Below are 17,805 nucleotides of genomic sequence, written 5' to 3'. Positions count from 1 at the left end.
ATATAACACTTGACATAGCTGAAATCAGATTCTTTTACAATTAGGCTGATCTAATATTATTGTTGCTGCCCTTTTTCTCGGTTCCCTACAGCCCAAGCTAAAAATAAAATCGCACTAGTTACTGCAACCGCTGTGAACATTCCCATTACCATTTCCCCTTACTTTAAGTAGTATTACCTATATAATACCATTACATCATTTTGCAAATCATTATCAAAATCGATATATTTCTAATAAATGCTACATTCTTCATAACACGTCACTCCGCCACAACCGGTAATACAATAATAAACTGAACTACCCCGTTCTTATATTCCGCTCGAATTTCTCCGCCTTCTAGTTCCACAATACTTTTGGCAATCGCAAGTCCAAGCCCTGATCCTTCTGACACTCGACTTCTTGATTGATCTTTTTTATAAAAGCGTTCAAATAAGTTCTCTAACTCTTCTTTTGTAAACTCTTCACTTTCGTTTGCAATAGAAATGCGAATGTTACGTCGCTCTCTTTGAAGCGAAACGATAATTTCTCCCTCATCTTTACTATACTTAACGGCATTCATTAATAAATTATCAAACACGCGGACCATTTTTTCTGAATCCAAGGAAGCGTATAAACGATCTTCGGGAAATTCTTTCACAAAGGAAAGATCATGTTCTTCTGCTTGCGGTACAAGTTCTTCAATTAATTGATCAAGAAGTTCATTTATGCATACTTCTTGTTTTTCTAATGTAATCTTTTCATTTGTTAGCTTCGTGTATTCAAATAAATCTTCTATTAAATTCTTTAATTGCTCTGACTTTGAGAATGCGATTCTTACATACTCATCGTATTGTTCTTTATTTTCATATTTCCCATCACGTAATAAGCGTAAATATCCCATAATTGAAGTAAGCGGTGTTCGTAAGTCATGCGATACATTGGTAATTAATTCATTTTTTTGCTTTTCAATTTTTCTTTCTTTTTCAATATTCACCATAAGCTCTTCTGCCATATGATTAATATTCTCTGTTAATAAAGCCATTTCATCTTTGCCCTTTTTTTCAATCCGATAGGCTAAGTTCCCCTTGGCAATCTCTTTCACACCTTCTGCCATCGCTTCAATTTGCTTCATCTTTCGCTTCGTTATATAGAAGAAAGAAAAAATAAATACGAGAACCCCAATAAAGAATGGAACAGGACCTTCTTCCTTGCTATATTTTACCTGACCAGTTGGAATGCCGCTTACAAACATGTATAAATTTTTTCCTTCCAGTGTAACTGGGTAAAAAGTAATAAATTCTTTGTGCAAATCTCTGATTTCTCCTAAACCTAAACCATTGTAATCAATCGGTTGATTACTAGCAAAAGACATCACATTACGAATTGTATTATGCAGATTAATTTGCTCTTCTTCTGCTAGCTTTGTTTTATATAAAACCTTTCCTGTTTCATCTGTAACTAGCACTTTTAAAGCATGCCGTTCATGCTCAGCATTTTGATTTTCCATATCAATCATTCTTTGCAATGCATCTACTGTATTTTCTCTCACTATCATCTCAGCTGTTCGCTTTGCTTCATTATTGATTTGCTCCATACCATCGCTATAATCAATGATGGCATGTTGATTTGCTTTTTCAAAAAACGGAACAGACAATCGTGATACGAAAAAACCTAACAGAGCACAGAAAATAAATGTCGTAATTAATTGAATTCTAATACTCTTACGAATGTAATTAATAGGTCTACGTAACAATCTTTTTATTTTTTGAATCACATAATAAAATAGTTTAAATATCTTTTTCAATCTTATATCCCACTCCCCACACTGTTTTTATATAACGAGGTTTCCTTGGATTTTCTTCTGTCTTCTCGCGGATTTTTCGAATATGTACCATGACCGTATTATCAGATTGGAAGGCAGGTTCTTTCCAAACGCGTTCATAAATTTGATCCGCACTAAATACCATCCCGCTATTTCTCGCCAGTAACTCTAAAATAGAGAATTCCCTCGGTGTCAGCTTCACTTCATCTTGTCCCACAATCACTTCATGCGTCGCAACATTTATTTTCATATCGCCAATTTCAATTTCATCTTCGTTTTGGATTAAACCGCCACTCATTTTCATATACCTGCGAAGCTGCGATTTAATTCGCGCAATCAATTCTAATGGATTAAAAGGTTTCGTTACATAATCATCCGCTCCGGTTGTTAACCCTAAAATTTTGTCCATGTCTTGCGTTTTAGCCGATAACATAATAATTGGCATCTCAGCTATTTCTCTTACTTTCATACACATATGAATACCGTCTAGTTTCGGCATCATAATATCTAATACAACTAAATGTACTTGCTGCTTTTGTAATATTTCTAACCCCTCTGTACCATCCCCGGCCTGGAGCACTTCATATCCTTCATTCTTCAAATAAATCGCAATCAAATCACGAATTTCTTTTTCATCATCTACGACAAGTATTGTTTCTCGGCTCACAATCTCTCCTCCAACATTATCAATCTATTATAGGAATATTTTAACAAATAAATTTGAGATTTTGTTACATTATCCTTTATTCTCTCTGCCTATGTAGTACACACCGAACATTAACATAAGGACACTCCCAAAAATGAAACCATACTTCGTTGTGAGTTCTACAATGTAATTAATATTGCCTCCAAACATATACCCGAGCATAAAATAGCATAACGTCCAAACAAACCCTGTCATATATGAATACAAAGCATACGTTTTAAATGACATATTGTTGATTCCAACTAAATAAGGAATGATATGTCTTACTACTGGTATAAAATAGCTGATTACTAATGCATAATGTCCATATCGATCAAGCAATACTTGTGACTTCCAAAGATACTTCGCCTTCTTCTTTTTCATCAATGCATCCAGAACTTTCGAACCTACTGTCTTTCCAAGGATATACCCTAAAGAAAGTCCTGATACAACGCCGAAATACGTTAACAGAAAGGCTGGAATTGGCATTAATATATGCATGGATGAAACCAATCCGCCGCTCATCACGACCATTTCATCAGGGAGTGGCATACCAACAATTCCTAACCATAAACAAAAAAACAAAGCACCGTAACCGTAATGCTGAATATAGGATAACAGCTCATGTAACTCCATACATGACAGCACTCCCTACTTCTTTTCTACAATCTAGCACATAAGCTGGCGGGAAATTAAACCAAACCTTTGTAACAGATACTTTCGGGAAAAAAGTTTGTATAAACGATTTCCGGGTGAGCGAATATTGAAATGTAATAAACTCACCATGTTCTTGTAACACATCCATCACATTGCTTAAAATACGTGATGATACTTCCAGCGGTAACGAGGTAAATGGTAAACCGGATAATACATAATCGACTTTGTCTATCTGTAGCTTTCTCATGTATGTTTGTATATTTTCTGCCGATCCGTGGATAACGAAAACATTTGGATCATTCCCAAACTGTTTCTGCAAATCCCTCACAAAAACTTCATTAACTTCAATCAGAATAACCGTGGTGTGTTTCTGTTTTCGCCTCATAATTTCTCTTGTAAAAACCCCTGTGCCTGGCCCTAATTCCACAATGTATCTTGCATCTTCAAAATTAATTGCATCCACCATTTTTTTCGCTAATAGTTTCGAACTCGGTGCAATCGCTCCAATGTGTTTAGGATGCTTGATAAACTCAGCTAAAAATGTAATAAGTTGCATGAAACATCACCTCGTTTCATCGGTATTGTATAGGTCTCAGTATAAATTGCATTTCTTAACAAATAATGGGGAGGTTTCTTAAGTTTTTCTTAAGAAACCTCCCCTATAAGAATTCCCTTTATCTACTGCTTTACGCTACCGATTCACTCCTCCCAAATGAAAAAAGGGCAGTCATTTGAATCATACAAATTGGCAACTAAATTCACACCAAAATCAATTCCTACAACTTCATAGCGTCTGTCCATTATCAATTGTAAATATCTGCCCCGTAATTGATTCTTGCGTCAATTGAAACAGGATTGCCTCAGCAATTTCATCAGGTGTTGAAATTCTCTTCAGTGGTATGTTCCCAGCAAGTTGATGCATCTTCTCTTCATGATCCGCCCACCATCTTGTATGAACTGCACCAGGAGCGATACTATTTACTCTAATTTGAGGTGCAAGTGAAATAGCTAACGATTTTGTCATTGTATGAATGGCCCCTTTTGTTACTGCATACGGAACAGACGAGCCTAGCCCTGTTGTCCCAGCTACGCTTCCTATATTCACGATCGCACCTAATCCTTGCCTCTTCATATAAGGAACAACGGCCTTTATACAATGAAACATCCCTTTCACATTTACGTTAAAAAGAGTATCCCACACTTCATCTGTTACAGACTGCAAATCATCCATCGGTATTTGCGCTGTTATACTCGCATTGTTTACTAAAGCATCTACTGTTCCAAAAGACTTCACAGTTTGCAGGACCATATCTTCCACTTCTGCTTCTATTGCAACATCAGCTTTTAAAACGAGCGCTGTACCTCCGCGCTTTACAATTTCGTCCCTTGTTTCTACTGCTTCTTTTTCCGAACGGCTGTAATTGATGACAACTTTCGCCCCTGCATCTGCTAGCTTCAAAGCCGTCGCCCTTCCGATACCAGTACCGCCGCCTGTTATCATGACTACTTTATCTTTTATCTCCATTGTCCCTTCTCCTCTTCTTATCTTATTTGTTATCACTCATTGTATCCTTACTCTTGCGAAAGGTATAATACTGAATAATAAGGTTGGTATCATTTCAAATGATATCAGTGGAGGGATCTATTTTGGAAAGTCATGACTTATGGATTTTTAAACATGTTGCCGAATTACAATCTATCTCTAGAGCCGCCGAAAAACTCGGATATGTGCAGCCAAATATTAGTCAGCGCATAAAAAGCTTAGAAGAAGAACTAGGCGTCAAATTACTGGAGCGTAATAATAGAGGGGTAACGTTGACTGAAGAAGGACAAATTTTATTGAATTATACAGACCAAATTATGATGTTAATGGACGAAGCAAAATCAAAATTAAACCCTAAAAAGTGGCGAGAATCTTTAATTATCGGAGCGCCACAAACTATTTCCGCTGTGAAAGTTCCCAGACTACTCGCTTCTTTTTTACAGTCCAATCACAACATGAATGTAAAAATAAAAACGGCTAATAAACCCCAATTACAAGAAATGCTTGCCTACGGGGAGATTGATGGGATTTTCATAAGCGGTCCATACAACGATTCGCAGTTCGAAAGTGTTTATCATTATTTTGAAGACATCGTACTGATTTCTTCAAGTGAACAACCACAGCCATCGCTACTTATAAATAGCGATCCAAGTTGTGTATATAGAAATAAACTACTCGATTTCGCCGAGAAACAGAATTGGATTCACCCAGCTATAATGGAATTTGATTCACTTGAATCCATGCTCCAAGCGGTTCATGCCGGGCTTGGGATAACAATTCTACCAGCGGATGTGATAAAAGAAACGAAAGCCATTCATCATAAAGAACTACGTGACAAAATGCAGATTGATTTTATTATGAAACGCGGAAAACAAAGGTCGCAAGGTTTGGAGAAGTTCAATTTGTTTTTGAAGGAATTATAACGTTTACTCTTTTCTAAATTTGGAAACAATAAAATACACAAGGCGAAAAGCGATTGTATACCCTAGTTATCCTAAAATGTGGTCATTTATGATTACTGCTGTATATATACCTAACTAACAAGTGAAACAAAAAAAGAATAACAATAGCTCCCATGCATTCTAGTACAATTCCAATCAAAAACGTTGAATTTCTTAAACACAAGAATTCTTACAATAATGTAAGAAACTTGTTAGGAAATTCGATGTTTTCGCTTCTTCATTCCATATAAGCTAAAGTTAGAAAATATGACAAAGGAGCGGATTCCCATGAACGAAAATCAAGATTTAGTATTTACCCAAATTGTTACTGGTTCTTGCTTAGGCGGCTTTGTATTATTATCTTGTCTTGCTGGTTTAATCAAGGTCGTTCATCAATTTTTTATGTAATGATAAAAATTGCTTAAAGGAGTTAAACTTCGATGTTTAGGGAAAAGAAAGCAGATTAAAAAGGATTACCTCTTATAAATATACAAGGTAATCCTTTTTAATTTCTATAAATACTTTATGCCTTTTTCACAAATTCAGATTTTAGCTTCATCGGTCCGAAACCATCGATTTTGCAATCAATATCATGATCGCCATCAACTAAACGAATATTTTTTACTTTCGTACCGATTTTTACAACTAATGAAGTTCCTTTTACTTTTAAGTCTTTAATTACTGTTACAGAATCACCGTCTTGTAATACATTTCCGTTCGCATCTTTAATTACTTTTTCATCTTCACTATTTCCCGCTTCTAACGTCCACTCATGTGCACATTCTGGGCAAACAAACAGAACTCCATCTTCGTAAGTGTATTCTGAATTACACTTTGGGCAATTTGGTAAATTTGACATCAGTTTAGTTCCTCCACTCGTTATATATACTTTTATATACTGCCATAGTCTTCTTTTATTGACAACCCTACCCGAGCATAACAAAAAAAGGAAGCCAAAACCCGCTTCCTTTTTGTTAACTCCAAAAGAATTGAACGATCTTCATTCCCGCCCATACCCCAACGATGCCCATAATTGCTGAGAAAACGGGAGGTGCAGGAATTGGGAGTTTTAATAACGTAAAGATTACTCCTACAATTAACCCTGCTAACGTTGACATAAAAATTTCATGCATATTGTCTTCCTCCTAGATGCTTTATTTTGTTAATTTATAAAGTGAGGGCTTTTATGGACAGTTACCCCCCGCCTATCTTCTTTTGAAATGCCAAAGCAGCTCGCTCAGAATCGCAGGACGCCCACAAATAGCGGGATAAATCCCGATAATTATAGCGCAGCTTGTATTAGCATTCCCTAAAATGGGATATTTTTTTACCATAAAAAAAAAAAGATAGAACAGGCAGTATGCAACTGCTTGTATCTATCCTTTTCTTTCTCTACATCTTTAGGTAAGGATCTTACTGTCCGTTAATGCGGGATAAAAAATAGTGCATTCCAATATCTTATTCTGCACTATTTTTTATGTTTTAATGTTTCTTCAGATCCCTCATATTAGATATATATAGGGCTATTACTAAAATGAGAATAGCTCCTGCGTATAATAGTGTTTCAAATGGTTCGTCATGAGAAACAATAATTAACCGAATTAAAGCTGTAATTCCTATATAAATAAAATATCGTAACGGGAAATGATAATTTGATTTAAAATATTTAATAATTAATGCAATAAATTCAAAGTATAAAAAGTAAACAATAATACTTTCAACTAATTTATAGGATGTGTATTTTTTTGCTGAAAATATGTATTCTATAAATGTAATTGTTTCATTAATTAAAAAGATAGATAGAACAAGGGATAATATGATAAGGGCTATATTCAATACCCATTGTAAAACACTGGAAATGAATTCATCAACATTAAATGATCTCATTTCTTCTAGCACCCCCTCTATTGATAAATCATACTAATACATTATAACAAAAGCGCCTCACTGTACAAATGATAACAATTTAGTAATCACAATTGGAAAACTGTTTTTTAACGATGCTATTTTAAGAACCATAAAGCAAACAAATAATCTTGCCGTCAGTTCATATTAAGTACTTTTCATCATAGCCTTTATAGAAAAATCACCTTTTCATAAAACTCAAAAGGTGATTTTTTGTGACACTATTAATGAATATCATGTTTTTTGAAATTACCGCCCTTTACTTCTGCTACGTCATATACCGTAACAAAGGCATTCCCATCAATCTCATGAATGATTTCTTTCATTTTACTTTCTTCTAAACGGTTAATGACACATGTAATTTCTTTAAATTGTTCATGTGAATAACCGCCGTAAACTTCATTATATGTTGCACTTCGACCTAAACGATCTCGAATTGTCTCTACCATTAATTCAGGTTCCTTTGTGATAATTTTAAATGTTTTAGAACCACTTAAACCTACTTCAACGATGTGAATGACTTTAGAAGCAATAAAGTAAGCAATTGCTGAAAGAATGGCCCCTTCAAGACCAAATACTGCGGAGACAAAAATAAAGACAAACATGTTTAAAAATAAGATGAGGTCACTTGTCCCAAAAGGTAATTTTCGAGAAAGTAATACAGCTAACATATCAATTCCATCTAATGCACCGCCATTACGCAATGCTAATCCCATACCAAAACCGATAATAATCCCCCCAACAACGGTAACTAACAATGTATCACCGTGAATAATAGTTGGTATTCCGTGCATAAGAACCGTACCAATTGCTAATGAAGCAATACCGATAATCGAATAAATAGCAAAATTTTTACCAATTTGCTTATACCCTAACCAAACAAAAGGGATGTTAATGACTGCAATGAGAAGGCCTAATGGTAGCCCAAGTAGTTTTGAACTAACGATACTTAACCCTGTCACACCACCATCTGACACATTGTTTGGGATTAATACTGATTCTAGTCCATACGCTGTTATAAATGCCCCAATAATAATCATTAATACTCGTAAACCGATTTTTAGCTTATTTGGCTTGTGTTTTTTGATTATGCTCATGTAATTCCTCCGTTTCGAACCTTTTCTCTTCTCATGACTACCCATTTTTCAGTCAACTAGACTATTCTTAATAATTATTCTAACATATTATCACCAAAATACTTCTTGATACGCCTTCCCTCTTTAAACAGAAATCTTAACAATCGCTCCTAAAATATGAAAATGATATCATATTTACCTCAAATATCCATAAAGGTTTAGTTTTTAAACATATTTCCATTATTTCTAATGCAAATGGAAGTATGAGCTTATCGTTAGTTGATACATATTTGGTATAGAATGTTATTTCCAAAAATTGAAATCACAATACGAAATGTATTTTCACAAGTATATATATTCTAAATCGCCCAACATTTAACTTCTCCGTGATGGTATAATTAGGGAAAGGAAGGTGAATGACCTATGAAAAAAAATATAGGTTGGAATAATGTGGTACGCCTAGCTTGGTTAGGAGTTTTGGGGGCACTCTTAGCAGGTTTTGCTAATTTAATTCCTTACAGTACTGTGTCCTGGGGAATCCTTGCTGTTGGAGTTGTAATTACACTTTTCTCTTCTCTTACAGGGCTTTACTTTCTTAAAAAAAATAGGGTGTAAAAACAGATACTAATTGTTTCATATAGGAAGCATAAGATTGCCAAAACGACAATCTTATGCTTATATATATATATATAAATTACAATAAATTAATAAAGTCACCCAAAATCCATTGGGCATATTAATAACTAAACATATAGCACTGCGCCAAAATATATAGTAAATCCAAAAGAAATAATTATGCATGAACTAGAAAAAAAAAAAAAAAAAATACAAACCCTCCTATCAGAGAGTTTGCTCCCACGTACATTGCTTTTGAAAAAACAGCTTAAGGGGAACTGTTTTTTCTATTTTATCATACAAGTAACAGAAGTAATGTTGAGAAAGTTTTATTCTAGTTAAAATAACCGGGAAAATTGTACGCTAAGGACTACAAAACCTTATCATTACAGCGTCTTTTTTCTTATGATTTGACTAAAAAGTCCGCTTTTCAGTATGATTCAGCTCAGCGAATCAACTACTTTCATGTTGAATATCATCGAGGAATCTTTATATCATGTCGAATCGCCAATATAACGCAAAGAACGGTCGATAACGAAAAAAAACAATGATCCCAAAGGCACTTATGTGCCTTTGGGATCATCTTCTTCACTTTTACCTAATGACTAATATTAGCACTTGGGTATAATGTTGTTCCTCCAATTGAAACTTTTATTTCATTTGTTAATGGAACATTTTGTTCATTAATAACTGTTCTCCACCATTCCCATGCAAGACCTGTACATTCTTTTGCTACGACTTTTACATTTTTCGAATTCGCTGGAAGTGGTATCACTGTATTGAAATGAGCAGTTCTGTCTTTGCCATTTCCATCCCAAGTTTTATGAGTTAATACTTCTTTTCCATTTTGATCATATGAGAATTCATCCCAAGATACATCAAATTGAGCAACATATCCACCAGTATGATCAAGCGTCATTTTCGCACTAGAGTATTCTGTAGTTGTAGTCTCGATATAATCTGTATTGTTATGAACAGCAGCAGTTGCGTTATCTTTTAAGAAAGTGCTTGTGTATGAAATTGGGTATGCCGGATTTTTAGAACTTAATTCTGCATTATCTTTAATAATATTTCGGATTTCATTAAAATCTTTTGTAACAACCTTGTTATGCTCTTTTGCATCTCCGCCTAATACTACAGCAGTAAAGGTACTGTCTTCAAAAATATCTTTGTACTGTCCACTCGCTTCAACGCCTTGACCCTTAATTAAGGCTTTAAAAGCAGCTTGTACATCTTTGCTTTTAGATGATGTTTCTAACTTCACATAAACTGTTCTACCATAAGCTACATTTGACACCATAACAGGCGGAGCCTCATTACTTACCCCTTTACGAGTTAACTCATCAAACGTAACACTATTATCAAAAAGGTCAGATGGATTGTTTGGTAGTTCTGCACTTACTGTATAAAAGATTTGCTTATATGCCGCAACCATCACTTTTTTCTCTCCATTTGCAACAGCATTAAAGTCAATATTCAGTGCATTGTCAAGATATTTAGCGTTAACATTAAGAGCACTTGCGATTTGAGATTTACTATACACCATAGATTCTGTATACTGCATTCTTGCAGGTAACGTATTTGTTTTTGAATACTTTTCATTCCAAGTAGATACTAACTCATCTACTGCTCCAGACACATTACCATATGTAGGATTTTGGACAGTAACTGTATTTTCTTTTCTCATGCCAGGTAAGTCGATACTAATATTCAAAGGTTTTCTCTTAGCCACTAATAAACTAGGCTGATTATCTGCAAAAGCTTTATTTGCAAGTTGTACTGCCCCTGGATAAGTACGATTAGCCACAGAATCAATAATTGAAATATCGACTGGTGAAGTTGTAAGTGATTTTTTCTCACGTTCAACTACTACGAATTTACCATTTGAATTTGTACCTTCTTTCGGAACAAAACTCTCTACTTTATCACCATTTACTGCTAAAACCTCTTGATTGTTATACTTTAGATTTGCTATACCAGTATCAATGCCACTAGCATTTTTTGCCTGATCAGCTGAAGTACTTTTAGGTGTTTCAGCGAAAGAAATAGATGAATAATTAAAAGTGCATAAACCAATTGATAAACATGCTAGTAACTTTATTCCTTTAGTGTTTTTTCTAATTTTCAAAAAAATCAACTTCTTCCTTTTTTGCGTATTTAGGTATAATAATTATTTATCTATAATTGCTAAATAGTAAACTCACATAAATGCTTTTAAAAGTTCTTGAACGAGTGGAAGTACTCCACCTAGAAATTTTAAAATTGTCATTGCGATTGTCATAGTATTGCCTCCTCTTTCGTTGTTGCTAAGATGTGATTTATCTTTATATCCCTATTATAGTAAGCGCTTACATTTTTATCAATACATTCTTGTATGCAATGTTGCATATGAGAATGTAGCAAGTTCCCTTTGTATGGAAAATCCTAATCTATTAGCGCCTCCACTTTGTTTTTTATCTTTTAAAATTAGAAACACTCCATATTTAAACTAGTTTTTGAATCCTACATAGAAGTACATCCACATTTTAGAATTATAATTTCACCGCAAACAAAAAGAACCATAACCTTGCCGATATGGCAAACTTATGGTTCAAATCATGCATATCACTTTACCTATAAATCGGCCGTGAATTCTACAAAACAGCAAATAAAAATACCTATTAGCTACATAGGATATTCAAAATTAATAGCTTATTCACTAGGACCTTTACATGATAAACCCATTAATTCTAACAATGGTGTCCTTGTATAATAACTTAATGATAGAAGAGCTTGTAACGGTAGCCTTTGTAACTCCCTTAGAATAACTCTTAAAGAAATGGGATGTATACCTGTTATTAAGCAAAATTTTTTGTGATTCCCTTGAAAAAATTGTCTCATGTTCCCCTCAACAAGAGAACACACTAGTTCTCTTGTGGGTGGAATAAAGATTGATTAAATTAACTTAATAAAATTTGATACAAGAGGCATATAGGAAAATCACGGAAAATTTCCCCGTGCTTTTCCTAACATATATTTTATTTCGGAAGATTTAGTTGCCACGAGACACCGAACCAATGGTGTACTTACCCTAACTGGCGTTTAAATGCTTTACTGGCGAAGAAATAAGCGATGACCATGATGCCGATGCACCAAACAAGTGCGACCCAGATATCGTTGCCAACAGACCCTTCATACAAGAGGGCACGAATCGCATTCACGATTGAAGTCACGGGCTGGTTCTCAGCGAACGCACGGACAATTTTAGGCATGGTTTCGGTGGGGACAAAGGCTGAACTGATAAACGGCAGGAAAATCAGCGGGTATGAGTAGGCTGTCGCACCTTCCATAGATCTCGCTGTCAATCCAGGAATGACAGCCAGCCATGTCAGCGCCAGCGTAAACAGCCCGAGTATCCCAGCTACCGCGAGCCAATCTAGGATATCAGCGCTGGAACGAAAGCCCATCAAGAGCGCGACGAGGATAACCACCACGAGAGTAAGCGCATTGGAAACAAGCGAGGTCAATACGTGAGCCCACAATACCGACGAGCGTTTGATGGGCATGGTAATGAAACGCGCCATCAGCCCGCTCTTTACATCCGTAAACAGCCGCACGGAAGTGTAAGCGACGCCGGATGCGATAGCTATCAGCAAGATTCCCGGCAATAAATAATTGATGTAGCTGTCCGTTCCTGTCTTTATGGCGCCGCCAAATACGTAGACAAACAGCAGCATCATCATAATCGGCGTAATCGCCACTGTGATAATCGTATCCGGGCTGCGCATGATGTTGCGCATTAAACGACCTAGTAATACCCCTGTTTTGCTTTTCATTTACATCTCCTCCTTTTTGCCGATGATTGCGAGGAAAATTTCCTCTAATGTCGGTTGCTTCTCGATGTACTCCACTTTCGCTGGTGGGAACATCTCTTTGAGTTCGGTAAGGGTACCGGTCGTGATGATTTTTCCGCCATGCAGGATGGCAATACGATCTGCCAGTTGTTCAGCTTCTTCCAGGTACTGGGTTGTCAGCAAGATGGTTGTGCCGCCGCTGGCAAGCTCCTTGACGGTATCCCAGACTTCAATCCGCGCTTCGGGGTCAAGCCCTGTCGTCGGTTCGTCGAGAAAAATGACTGCTGGCGTCCCGATCAGGCTCATGGCGATGTCAAGCCGGCGCTTCATCCCGCCGGAATACTGATCTGCCCGGCGGTTGGCCGCATCGGTCAGGCTAAATCTTGTAAGCAGATTGTCGGCAACTTGAGCCGGATTGGAGACTTCACGCAACTTGGCGATCATCATCAGGTTTTCCCGCCCGGTGAGCATGCCGTCTAAAGCTGCGAACTGCCCTGTCAGGCTGATGCTCTGGCGAACATGATCCGGTTGACGCTGGACGTCAAAGCCGCAAATACCTACTTCTCCGCCATCAGGCTTCATCAGCGTCGAGAGGATGTTGACCGTCGTCGTCTTGCCCGCTCCATTTGAGCCCAGCAGTGCGAAAATTTCGCCACGCCGCACCTCAAAATCCACCCCCTTTAAGACTTCCTTGTCTTTAAAGAATTTTTTTAACCCTTTTACAGAAATCGCTACATTGTTCATACTTTTTTCCTCCTTATAAAAAGCGCTTTGCGGAGCTAGATTTCCTATACTCTTCTACTTAGTCTGACCGATAATCTGTATTACTTAGTACCGAGTTAAAAATATAACTGAATAGCGATGGCAGCAATTCACATTTGTAACCAGCTAATCAGTCGGTACCGCTTATTAAATTTATTTTTTTCTCAATCGCTTCATGATACTCTGATTCAAATCTTCGCGATACTTTGCGACATATGTTTTAGCGTTTGCCACTAGTTCGTCAGCAAAGGATGCCACGTCTTCCCCAGTGATTTCCAGCACTTGTCTACCTTCCGCCGCACCGGCCTCGAACAAATCGATTAATTCATACTGTATGTGTAGCATATCCATCCCGTTGCCCGCTGAAAAATTCCACATGTAGTTTTGAATTTTCTTAAATACAAACTGGTAGTCCTCTGGCAGGGCTTCAACCCGTGCCATCATCATCTTATATTCTTTTTTATCACCAATTATTTTTTTGAACATTTCCATCATGTTATTTTTCCTCCTTTTTATAAAGTTGAACAAGATACTCCAAAAATATCGGATGGAATATCTTATCTTATGAAGCTAGTTTGACTTCAAGACGTTAATTTTTGATGATACAAAATCCCATTTTTTCCAAAACAATTTAAGCTCCTGGCGGCCAGCCTCATTTAGTGAATAAAACTTGCGGGGCGGCCCCATATCTGACGGTTTCTTTTCAATATTCACAAGTTTTTTCTTCTCTAATCGCACAAGGATGGTATAGACCGTCCCTTCCACGACTTCGGTAAACCCAAGCTCATTCAAGTGGCGGGTAATCTCATAGCCATAGGTTTCATGACGGCTGATAATTTCCAGCACACAACCTTCCAGCGAGCCCTTCAGCATTTCAGTTAAATTTTCCATGTTCAGATCCTCCTCTACCTCCTCTATTCTGTCTGACTTATATTCAGTATTACAGAGTACTAAGGGGGAATTTTTACTGAATAGCTTTTGAGAAAACACGCTATTCAGTGTTACTTATTACACGTACATTGTATCACCGAGTAGTAGGGGGTGTCAACTGGATTTTCTAACTATTTTTAAAAACAGATATCCCCATTGGATACAGCCGATTTTCTTTATGGAGCTTTTATTTTCTCCTATGCTTCTTTCACAATGATTACACCGCTGATCATTCCCATCCAGCAGTTGTACATGTGAATATAGTAATTCTATCCCTCCATTATTTTTCGATTAGCTTATTCACTACTTTACTCATTAACTTTTTTAAGTAAAAAGCCGTCTTCTGTTTCAATGAACTCACCGAATAGATCTAGAAATTTATTGTTCATTTGAACTGTACCCCGAATCGTGGACACTAAAAAAAAGTCCATGATTCGGGGTTTTTGTGTATGTTTATAAGCAATCCTCGTTATAATGGAGAAAATGATATAAGTAAGGTACGGAAAATGATTAAAACGTTTTAAGATATGTTACTTTATTCCATCGAGATGGAAAATACACGTAATCAGTATACTCAATATGGTTTTTTAATTAAAGATTGGACAAAAACAGAAGTTGTTGCTAATAAACTTATGAGTATAATGCCTTATGATAATACACAAGCAAACCCTCCGTATATATTTGAATCACTAATGTTAAAATGGTTGGAAGGAAAACAAGTAAATGGGTTATTATCTATTATTAGTGTATTAATAGGGATTGTATTTTTTGTTTTTGCCATTAGCTTTTTGTACTTCCGTTTATTCACAGATCTAGATCGAGATAGAAGACAGTATCAAATGCTTTCTAAAGTGGGGTTAACGGAAAAAGAATTGAAGAAGGTTGTAACACAACAAATTAGTATGTTATTTTTTGTACCAATTGTAGTAGCAGTAGTTCATAGTGGTGTAGCATTTATGGCACTACAATATATAGCGCAGCATAAACACGTAGATTTGTCAGTTGCTCAAAATTCCATTTTTGTTTTTACAGGGTTTATTTTTGTGCAGATTACTTACTTTTTGTTGATTCGAAGAAATTACTTACGTCAGTTACTTCGCTTTGTGGGCTGAGGTTCTATATGATTTTAACAGTGTAGGCTGGTTATTGGCTTACACTACTTTTTTATACAAATTTACAAGCATGCTCTTGAGTAACAGTTTTTTTAGAACAATACTGTTAGCGTGGTTTTTCCGAAATGCTGGCGGTATCTCATCACCATCAAGTTAAGAAATCGGTTGTTCCCCAAAATGAAAAAAATGAGCTGCATTGTCATAAATAGCTGTGGAGAGATAAAATTTTCGTTTTAGGGATACTTCAAAATATCAGCTTGATGGGCATGTGATGGTTGTTACGAATCGCGTTACGCTTTTCTTATCCGAGGGAGCTACAGCTAGTTTCGTCTACCCGTCCCGATATATTAGCGTTGCCGACTTTTTTGAAAATGTGGAATCGGTCATCATGGTCATGTGGGTGGTAAGAGCATTCGTTAAAATCACCGTATTCTATTTTGTTTCTGTACTTAGCACGGACAGAAAAGCTGATAAACTTGATGTAGTTTTGAAATTTATCAAGACCTAATTCGTAAAAAGTCATATAAGATAGAGTTTGGTATATATTAGTCATGATTATATGTATCAATCTCTATCTTCTTTTTCAATAATCGCGCCCGTTTGCTGAATCAGAAAAATCCTGCATCTCAGTACAGGATTTTTAATCAAATTTTGTTTTAAAGGGTTCGAATTTTTCAAAGCTACAGAAAACCATTCCCTTCTTGACGACATGTCAATCTTATTTAACGTTCTTTAAAAACTCAATTTTGGTTTAAGATTACCTTTATAAGGTTCATGTTCAACGAATACAGTTATGTCGTTACCATCTTTGTCTTTACCAGTTCTTTTATACGTAAATTTATTGTTATTAAGTTCGGTAAGTTCAAGAGCTGCCCCATACTTTCTATCTCCAATTGAAACATGGGCTCTTATTTTATTTCCGTTTACAACATCGAAGTAGCCATAATCACCGCGGCTTTCGCCTGTTCCAGCATTAAAAAACTCATATTTATTAGACTTGTCATCAAATTTTGCCAGACTTATAAAATTCAAATTATACTTTGTTACATCATTACCAGCCTTATCTAATACCTTTGTTCCGTGCCAAAGGGTGCTGCCTAAAATTCTATCTCCATCAATGTCTTTAATAATATCTCCTGTAACCGTGTCCAACTGCTTGTCCGGATCAGTAAAAGAAAGCTCTTTTTCTTTATATGGAACATGTTCAACGAATACCTCTACATTGTTACCATTAGCATCTTTTCCCACTCTTTTATAAGTAAAAACATCTTTATTTAGTTTTGTCATGTCAACAACAGCTTGATAATTCATTGATTCTGAAATCAATATTCTCTTCTTCCCATCATTTGTGATAAAGAAAGTTCCTTTATCGCCACGACTTTCACCTGTCTTAGCATCAAAAAATTCATATCTTCCTGACTTCACATCATATTTCGCAAGGCCAATGAAGTTTGCATTCTCTTTTGTTAAGTCATTATTATCTTTGTCATACACTCTTGTACCTTGCCAATTTGTACTACTAAGAATGTTAGCCATTTCCTGCCCTTTGGTTAACTTATTTTCCTTTTTAGTCTCTTTAACAACTTGTTCTTGTTTTTGTTTACTATAATTTTCTGCGGCTTTAGTATCAGCACACCCTGTTAATACTAATGTGAATCCGAGCAGTATTGATGATATTGCTTTTGCTTTTTTGTTCATTTTTTATCGTCTCCCCATTTTATGATTGTAGTGTCATGACTCAGATTCGATCAATGAACTTAGTTACTACTTTTATTATATTAATATTCAAATATAAACTCCCTCTAAATAAATCCTTAAAAAAAGATAAACTTATTCCTAAAACTTCTTCATGTTTATAAAAAAATAAAAAGAAACTAGTGTCTTTATCTAGTTTCTCTTTATTTAGATAAATGTATACAAATGATGCAATTAGTATGGCAACAAT

The 17,805-nt window shown here is 35.9% G+C and carries 18 protein-coding genes and 1 pseudogene; 4 read left to right on the top strand and 15 right to left on the bottom strand.

Going from position 1 to position 17,805, the window contains the following annotated elements; genetic code table 11:
- Nucleotides 1–259 precede the first annotated feature (259 nt).
- The 5 genes from PLX19_RS13315 to PLX19_RS13295 form a co-directional block, all read right to left on the bottom strand.
- Nucleotides 260–1,783, bottom strand: a complete 1,524-nt coding sequence (locus PLX19_RS13315) for a sensor histidine kinase (protein WP_272189114.1) — start codon at nucleotides 1,781–1,783, stop codon at nucleotides 260–262.
- Entirely contained in the window at nucleotides 1,767–2,468 is a 702-nt protein-coding gene (locus tag PLX19_RS13310; protein WP_272189113.1) for a response regulator transcription factor, read from the bottom strand. Before PLX19_RS13310 ends, PLX19_RS13315 begins: the two co-directional genes overlap by 17 nt.
- A 69-nt stretch (nucleotides 2,469–2,537) precedes the next feature.
- On the bottom strand, nucleotides 2,538–3,122 hold the full coding sequence (locus PLX19_RS13305; protein ID WP_272189112.1) for a DedA family protein: 585 nt from the start codon (nucleotides 3,120–3,122) through the stop codon (nucleotides 2,538–2,540).
- On the bottom strand, nucleotides 3,109–3,699 hold the full coding sequence (locus tag PLX19_RS13300) for a class I SAM-dependent methyltransferase (RefSeq protein ID WP_272189111.1): 591 nt from the start codon (nucleotides 3,697–3,699) through the stop codon (nucleotides 3,109–3,111). The genes PLX19_RS13305 and PLX19_RS13300 overlap by 14 nt, the downstream gene beginning before the upstream one ends.
- A 228-nt stretch (nucleotides 3,700–3,927) precedes the next feature.
- Entirely contained in the window at nucleotides 3,928–4,668 is a 741-nt protein-coding gene (locus PLX19_RS13295; RefSeq protein WP_272189110.1) for an SDR family NAD(P)-dependent oxidoreductase, read from the bottom strand.
- Between the two features lie 122 nt (nucleotides 4,669–4,790).
- Between PLX19_RS13295 and PLX19_RS13290 the strand changes: the two genes are divergently transcribed.
- Nucleotides 4,791–5,609 (top strand): LysR family transcriptional regulator, encoded by an 819-nt coding sequence (locus PLX19_RS13290; RefSeq protein ID WP_272189109.1) that lies wholly within the window; start codon nucleotides 4,791–4,793, stop codon nucleotides 5,607–5,609.
- A 306-nt stretch (nucleotides 5,610–5,915) separates the two neighbouring features.
- Nucleotides 5,916–6,035 (top strand): DUF4027 family protein, encoded by a 120-nt coding sequence (locus PLX19_RS13285; protein ID WP_272189108.1) that lies wholly within the window; start codon nucleotides 5,916–5,918, stop codon nucleotides 6,033–6,035.
- 115 nt (nucleotides 6,036–6,150) lie between these two features.
- Here the strand turns inward: PLX19_RS13285 and PLX19_RS13280 are convergent, their stop codons facing one another.
- The 4 genes from PLX19_RS13280 to PLX19_RS13265 form a co-directional block, all read right to left on the bottom strand.
- On the bottom strand, nucleotides 6,151–6,486 hold the full coding sequence (locus PLX19_RS13280) for a zinc ribbon domain-containing protein YjdM (RefSeq protein WP_272189107.1): 336 nt from the start codon (nucleotides 6,484–6,486) through the stop codon (nucleotides 6,151–6,153).
- 115 nt (nucleotides 6,487–6,601) lie between these two features.
- Entirely contained in the window at nucleotides 6,602–6,760 is a 159-nt protein-coding gene (locus PLX19_RS13275; RefSeq protein WP_098918943.1) for a XapX domain-containing protein, read from the bottom strand.
- A gap of 349 nt (nucleotides 6,761–7,109) precedes the next feature.
- A complete protein-coding gene (gene psiE / locus PLX19_RS13270; protein ID WP_272189105.1) occupies nucleotides 7,110–7,514 on the bottom strand; it encodes a phosphate-starvation-inducible protein PsiE in 405 nt (134 codons plus the stop codon).
- A gap of 242 nt (nucleotides 7,515–7,756) precedes the next feature.
- Entirely contained in the window at nucleotides 7,757–8,629 is an 873-nt protein-coding gene (locus PLX19_RS13265) for a YitT family protein (protein ID WP_272189104.1), read from the bottom strand.
- 402 nt (nucleotides 8,630–9,031) lie between these two features.
- Between PLX19_RS13265 and PLX19_RS13260 the strand changes: the two genes are divergently transcribed.
- Complete coding sequence (locus PLX19_RS13260; protein ID WP_272189103.1) at nucleotides 9,032–9,223, top strand: hypothetical protein; 192 nt, start codon at nucleotides 9,032–9,034, stop codon at nucleotides 9,221–9,223.
- A 598-nt stretch (nucleotides 9,224–9,821) separates the two neighbouring features.
- Here PLX19_RS13260 and PLX19_RS13255 read toward each other — a convergent pair.
- From PLX19_RS13255 to PLX19_RS13235, 5 genes are all read right to left on the bottom strand, one after another.
- Nucleotides 9,822–11,360 (bottom strand): thiol-activated cytolysin family protein, encoded by a 1,539-nt coding sequence (locus tag PLX19_RS13255; protein WP_272189102.1) that lies wholly within the window; start codon nucleotides 11,358–11,360, stop codon nucleotides 9,822–9,824.
- 928 nt (nucleotides 11,361–12,288) lie between these two features.
- Complete coding sequence (locus PLX19_RS13250) at nucleotides 12,289–13,038, bottom strand: ABC transporter permease (RefSeq protein WP_272189101.1); 750 nt, start codon at nucleotides 13,036–13,038, stop codon at nucleotides 12,289–12,291.
- Nucleotides 13,039–13,800, bottom strand: coding sequence for an ABC transporter ATP-binding protein (locus PLX19_RS13245; RefSeq protein WP_272189100.1), 762 nt, complete (start codon nucleotides 13,798–13,800; stop codon nucleotides 13,039–13,041).
- 171 nt (nucleotides 13,801–13,971) lie between these two features.
- Complete coding sequence (locus PLX19_RS13240) at nucleotides 13,972–14,313, bottom strand: DUF1048 domain-containing protein (RefSeq protein ID WP_272189099.1); 342 nt, start codon at nucleotides 14,311–14,313, stop codon at nucleotides 13,972–13,974.
- 75 nt (nucleotides 14,314–14,388) lie between these two features.
- Nucleotides 14,389–14,709, bottom strand: coding sequence for a PadR family transcriptional regulator (locus tag PLX19_RS13235; protein WP_272189098.1), 321 nt, complete (start codon nucleotides 14,707–14,709; stop codon nucleotides 14,389–14,391).
- A gap of 602 nt (nucleotides 14,710–15,311) precedes the next feature.
- Here PLX19_RS13235 and PLX19_RS13230 point away from each other — a divergent pair.
- A pseudogene (locus tag PLX19_RS13230) lies at nucleotides 15,312–15,860 on the top strand (ABC transporter permease); the annotation flags it as partial.
- A 732-nt stretch (nucleotides 15,861–16,592) separates the two neighbouring features.
- On the opposite strand, the gene PLX19_RS13225 reads toward PLX19_RS13230, so the two are convergent.
- Complete coding sequence (locus PLX19_RS13225; RefSeq protein ID WP_272189097.1) at nucleotides 16,593–17,558, bottom strand: DUF4822 domain-containing protein; 966 nt, start codon at nucleotides 17,556–17,558, stop codon at nucleotides 16,593–16,595.
- Nucleotides 17,559–17,805 lie beyond the last annotated feature (247 nt).

Source organism: Bacillus sp. BP-3 (assembly GCF_028401955.1).
Lineage (GTDB): Bacteria > Bacillota > Bacilli > Bacillales > Bacillaceae_G > Bacillus_A.
This window is presented reverse-complemented; position numbering and strand designations above follow the sequence as displayed.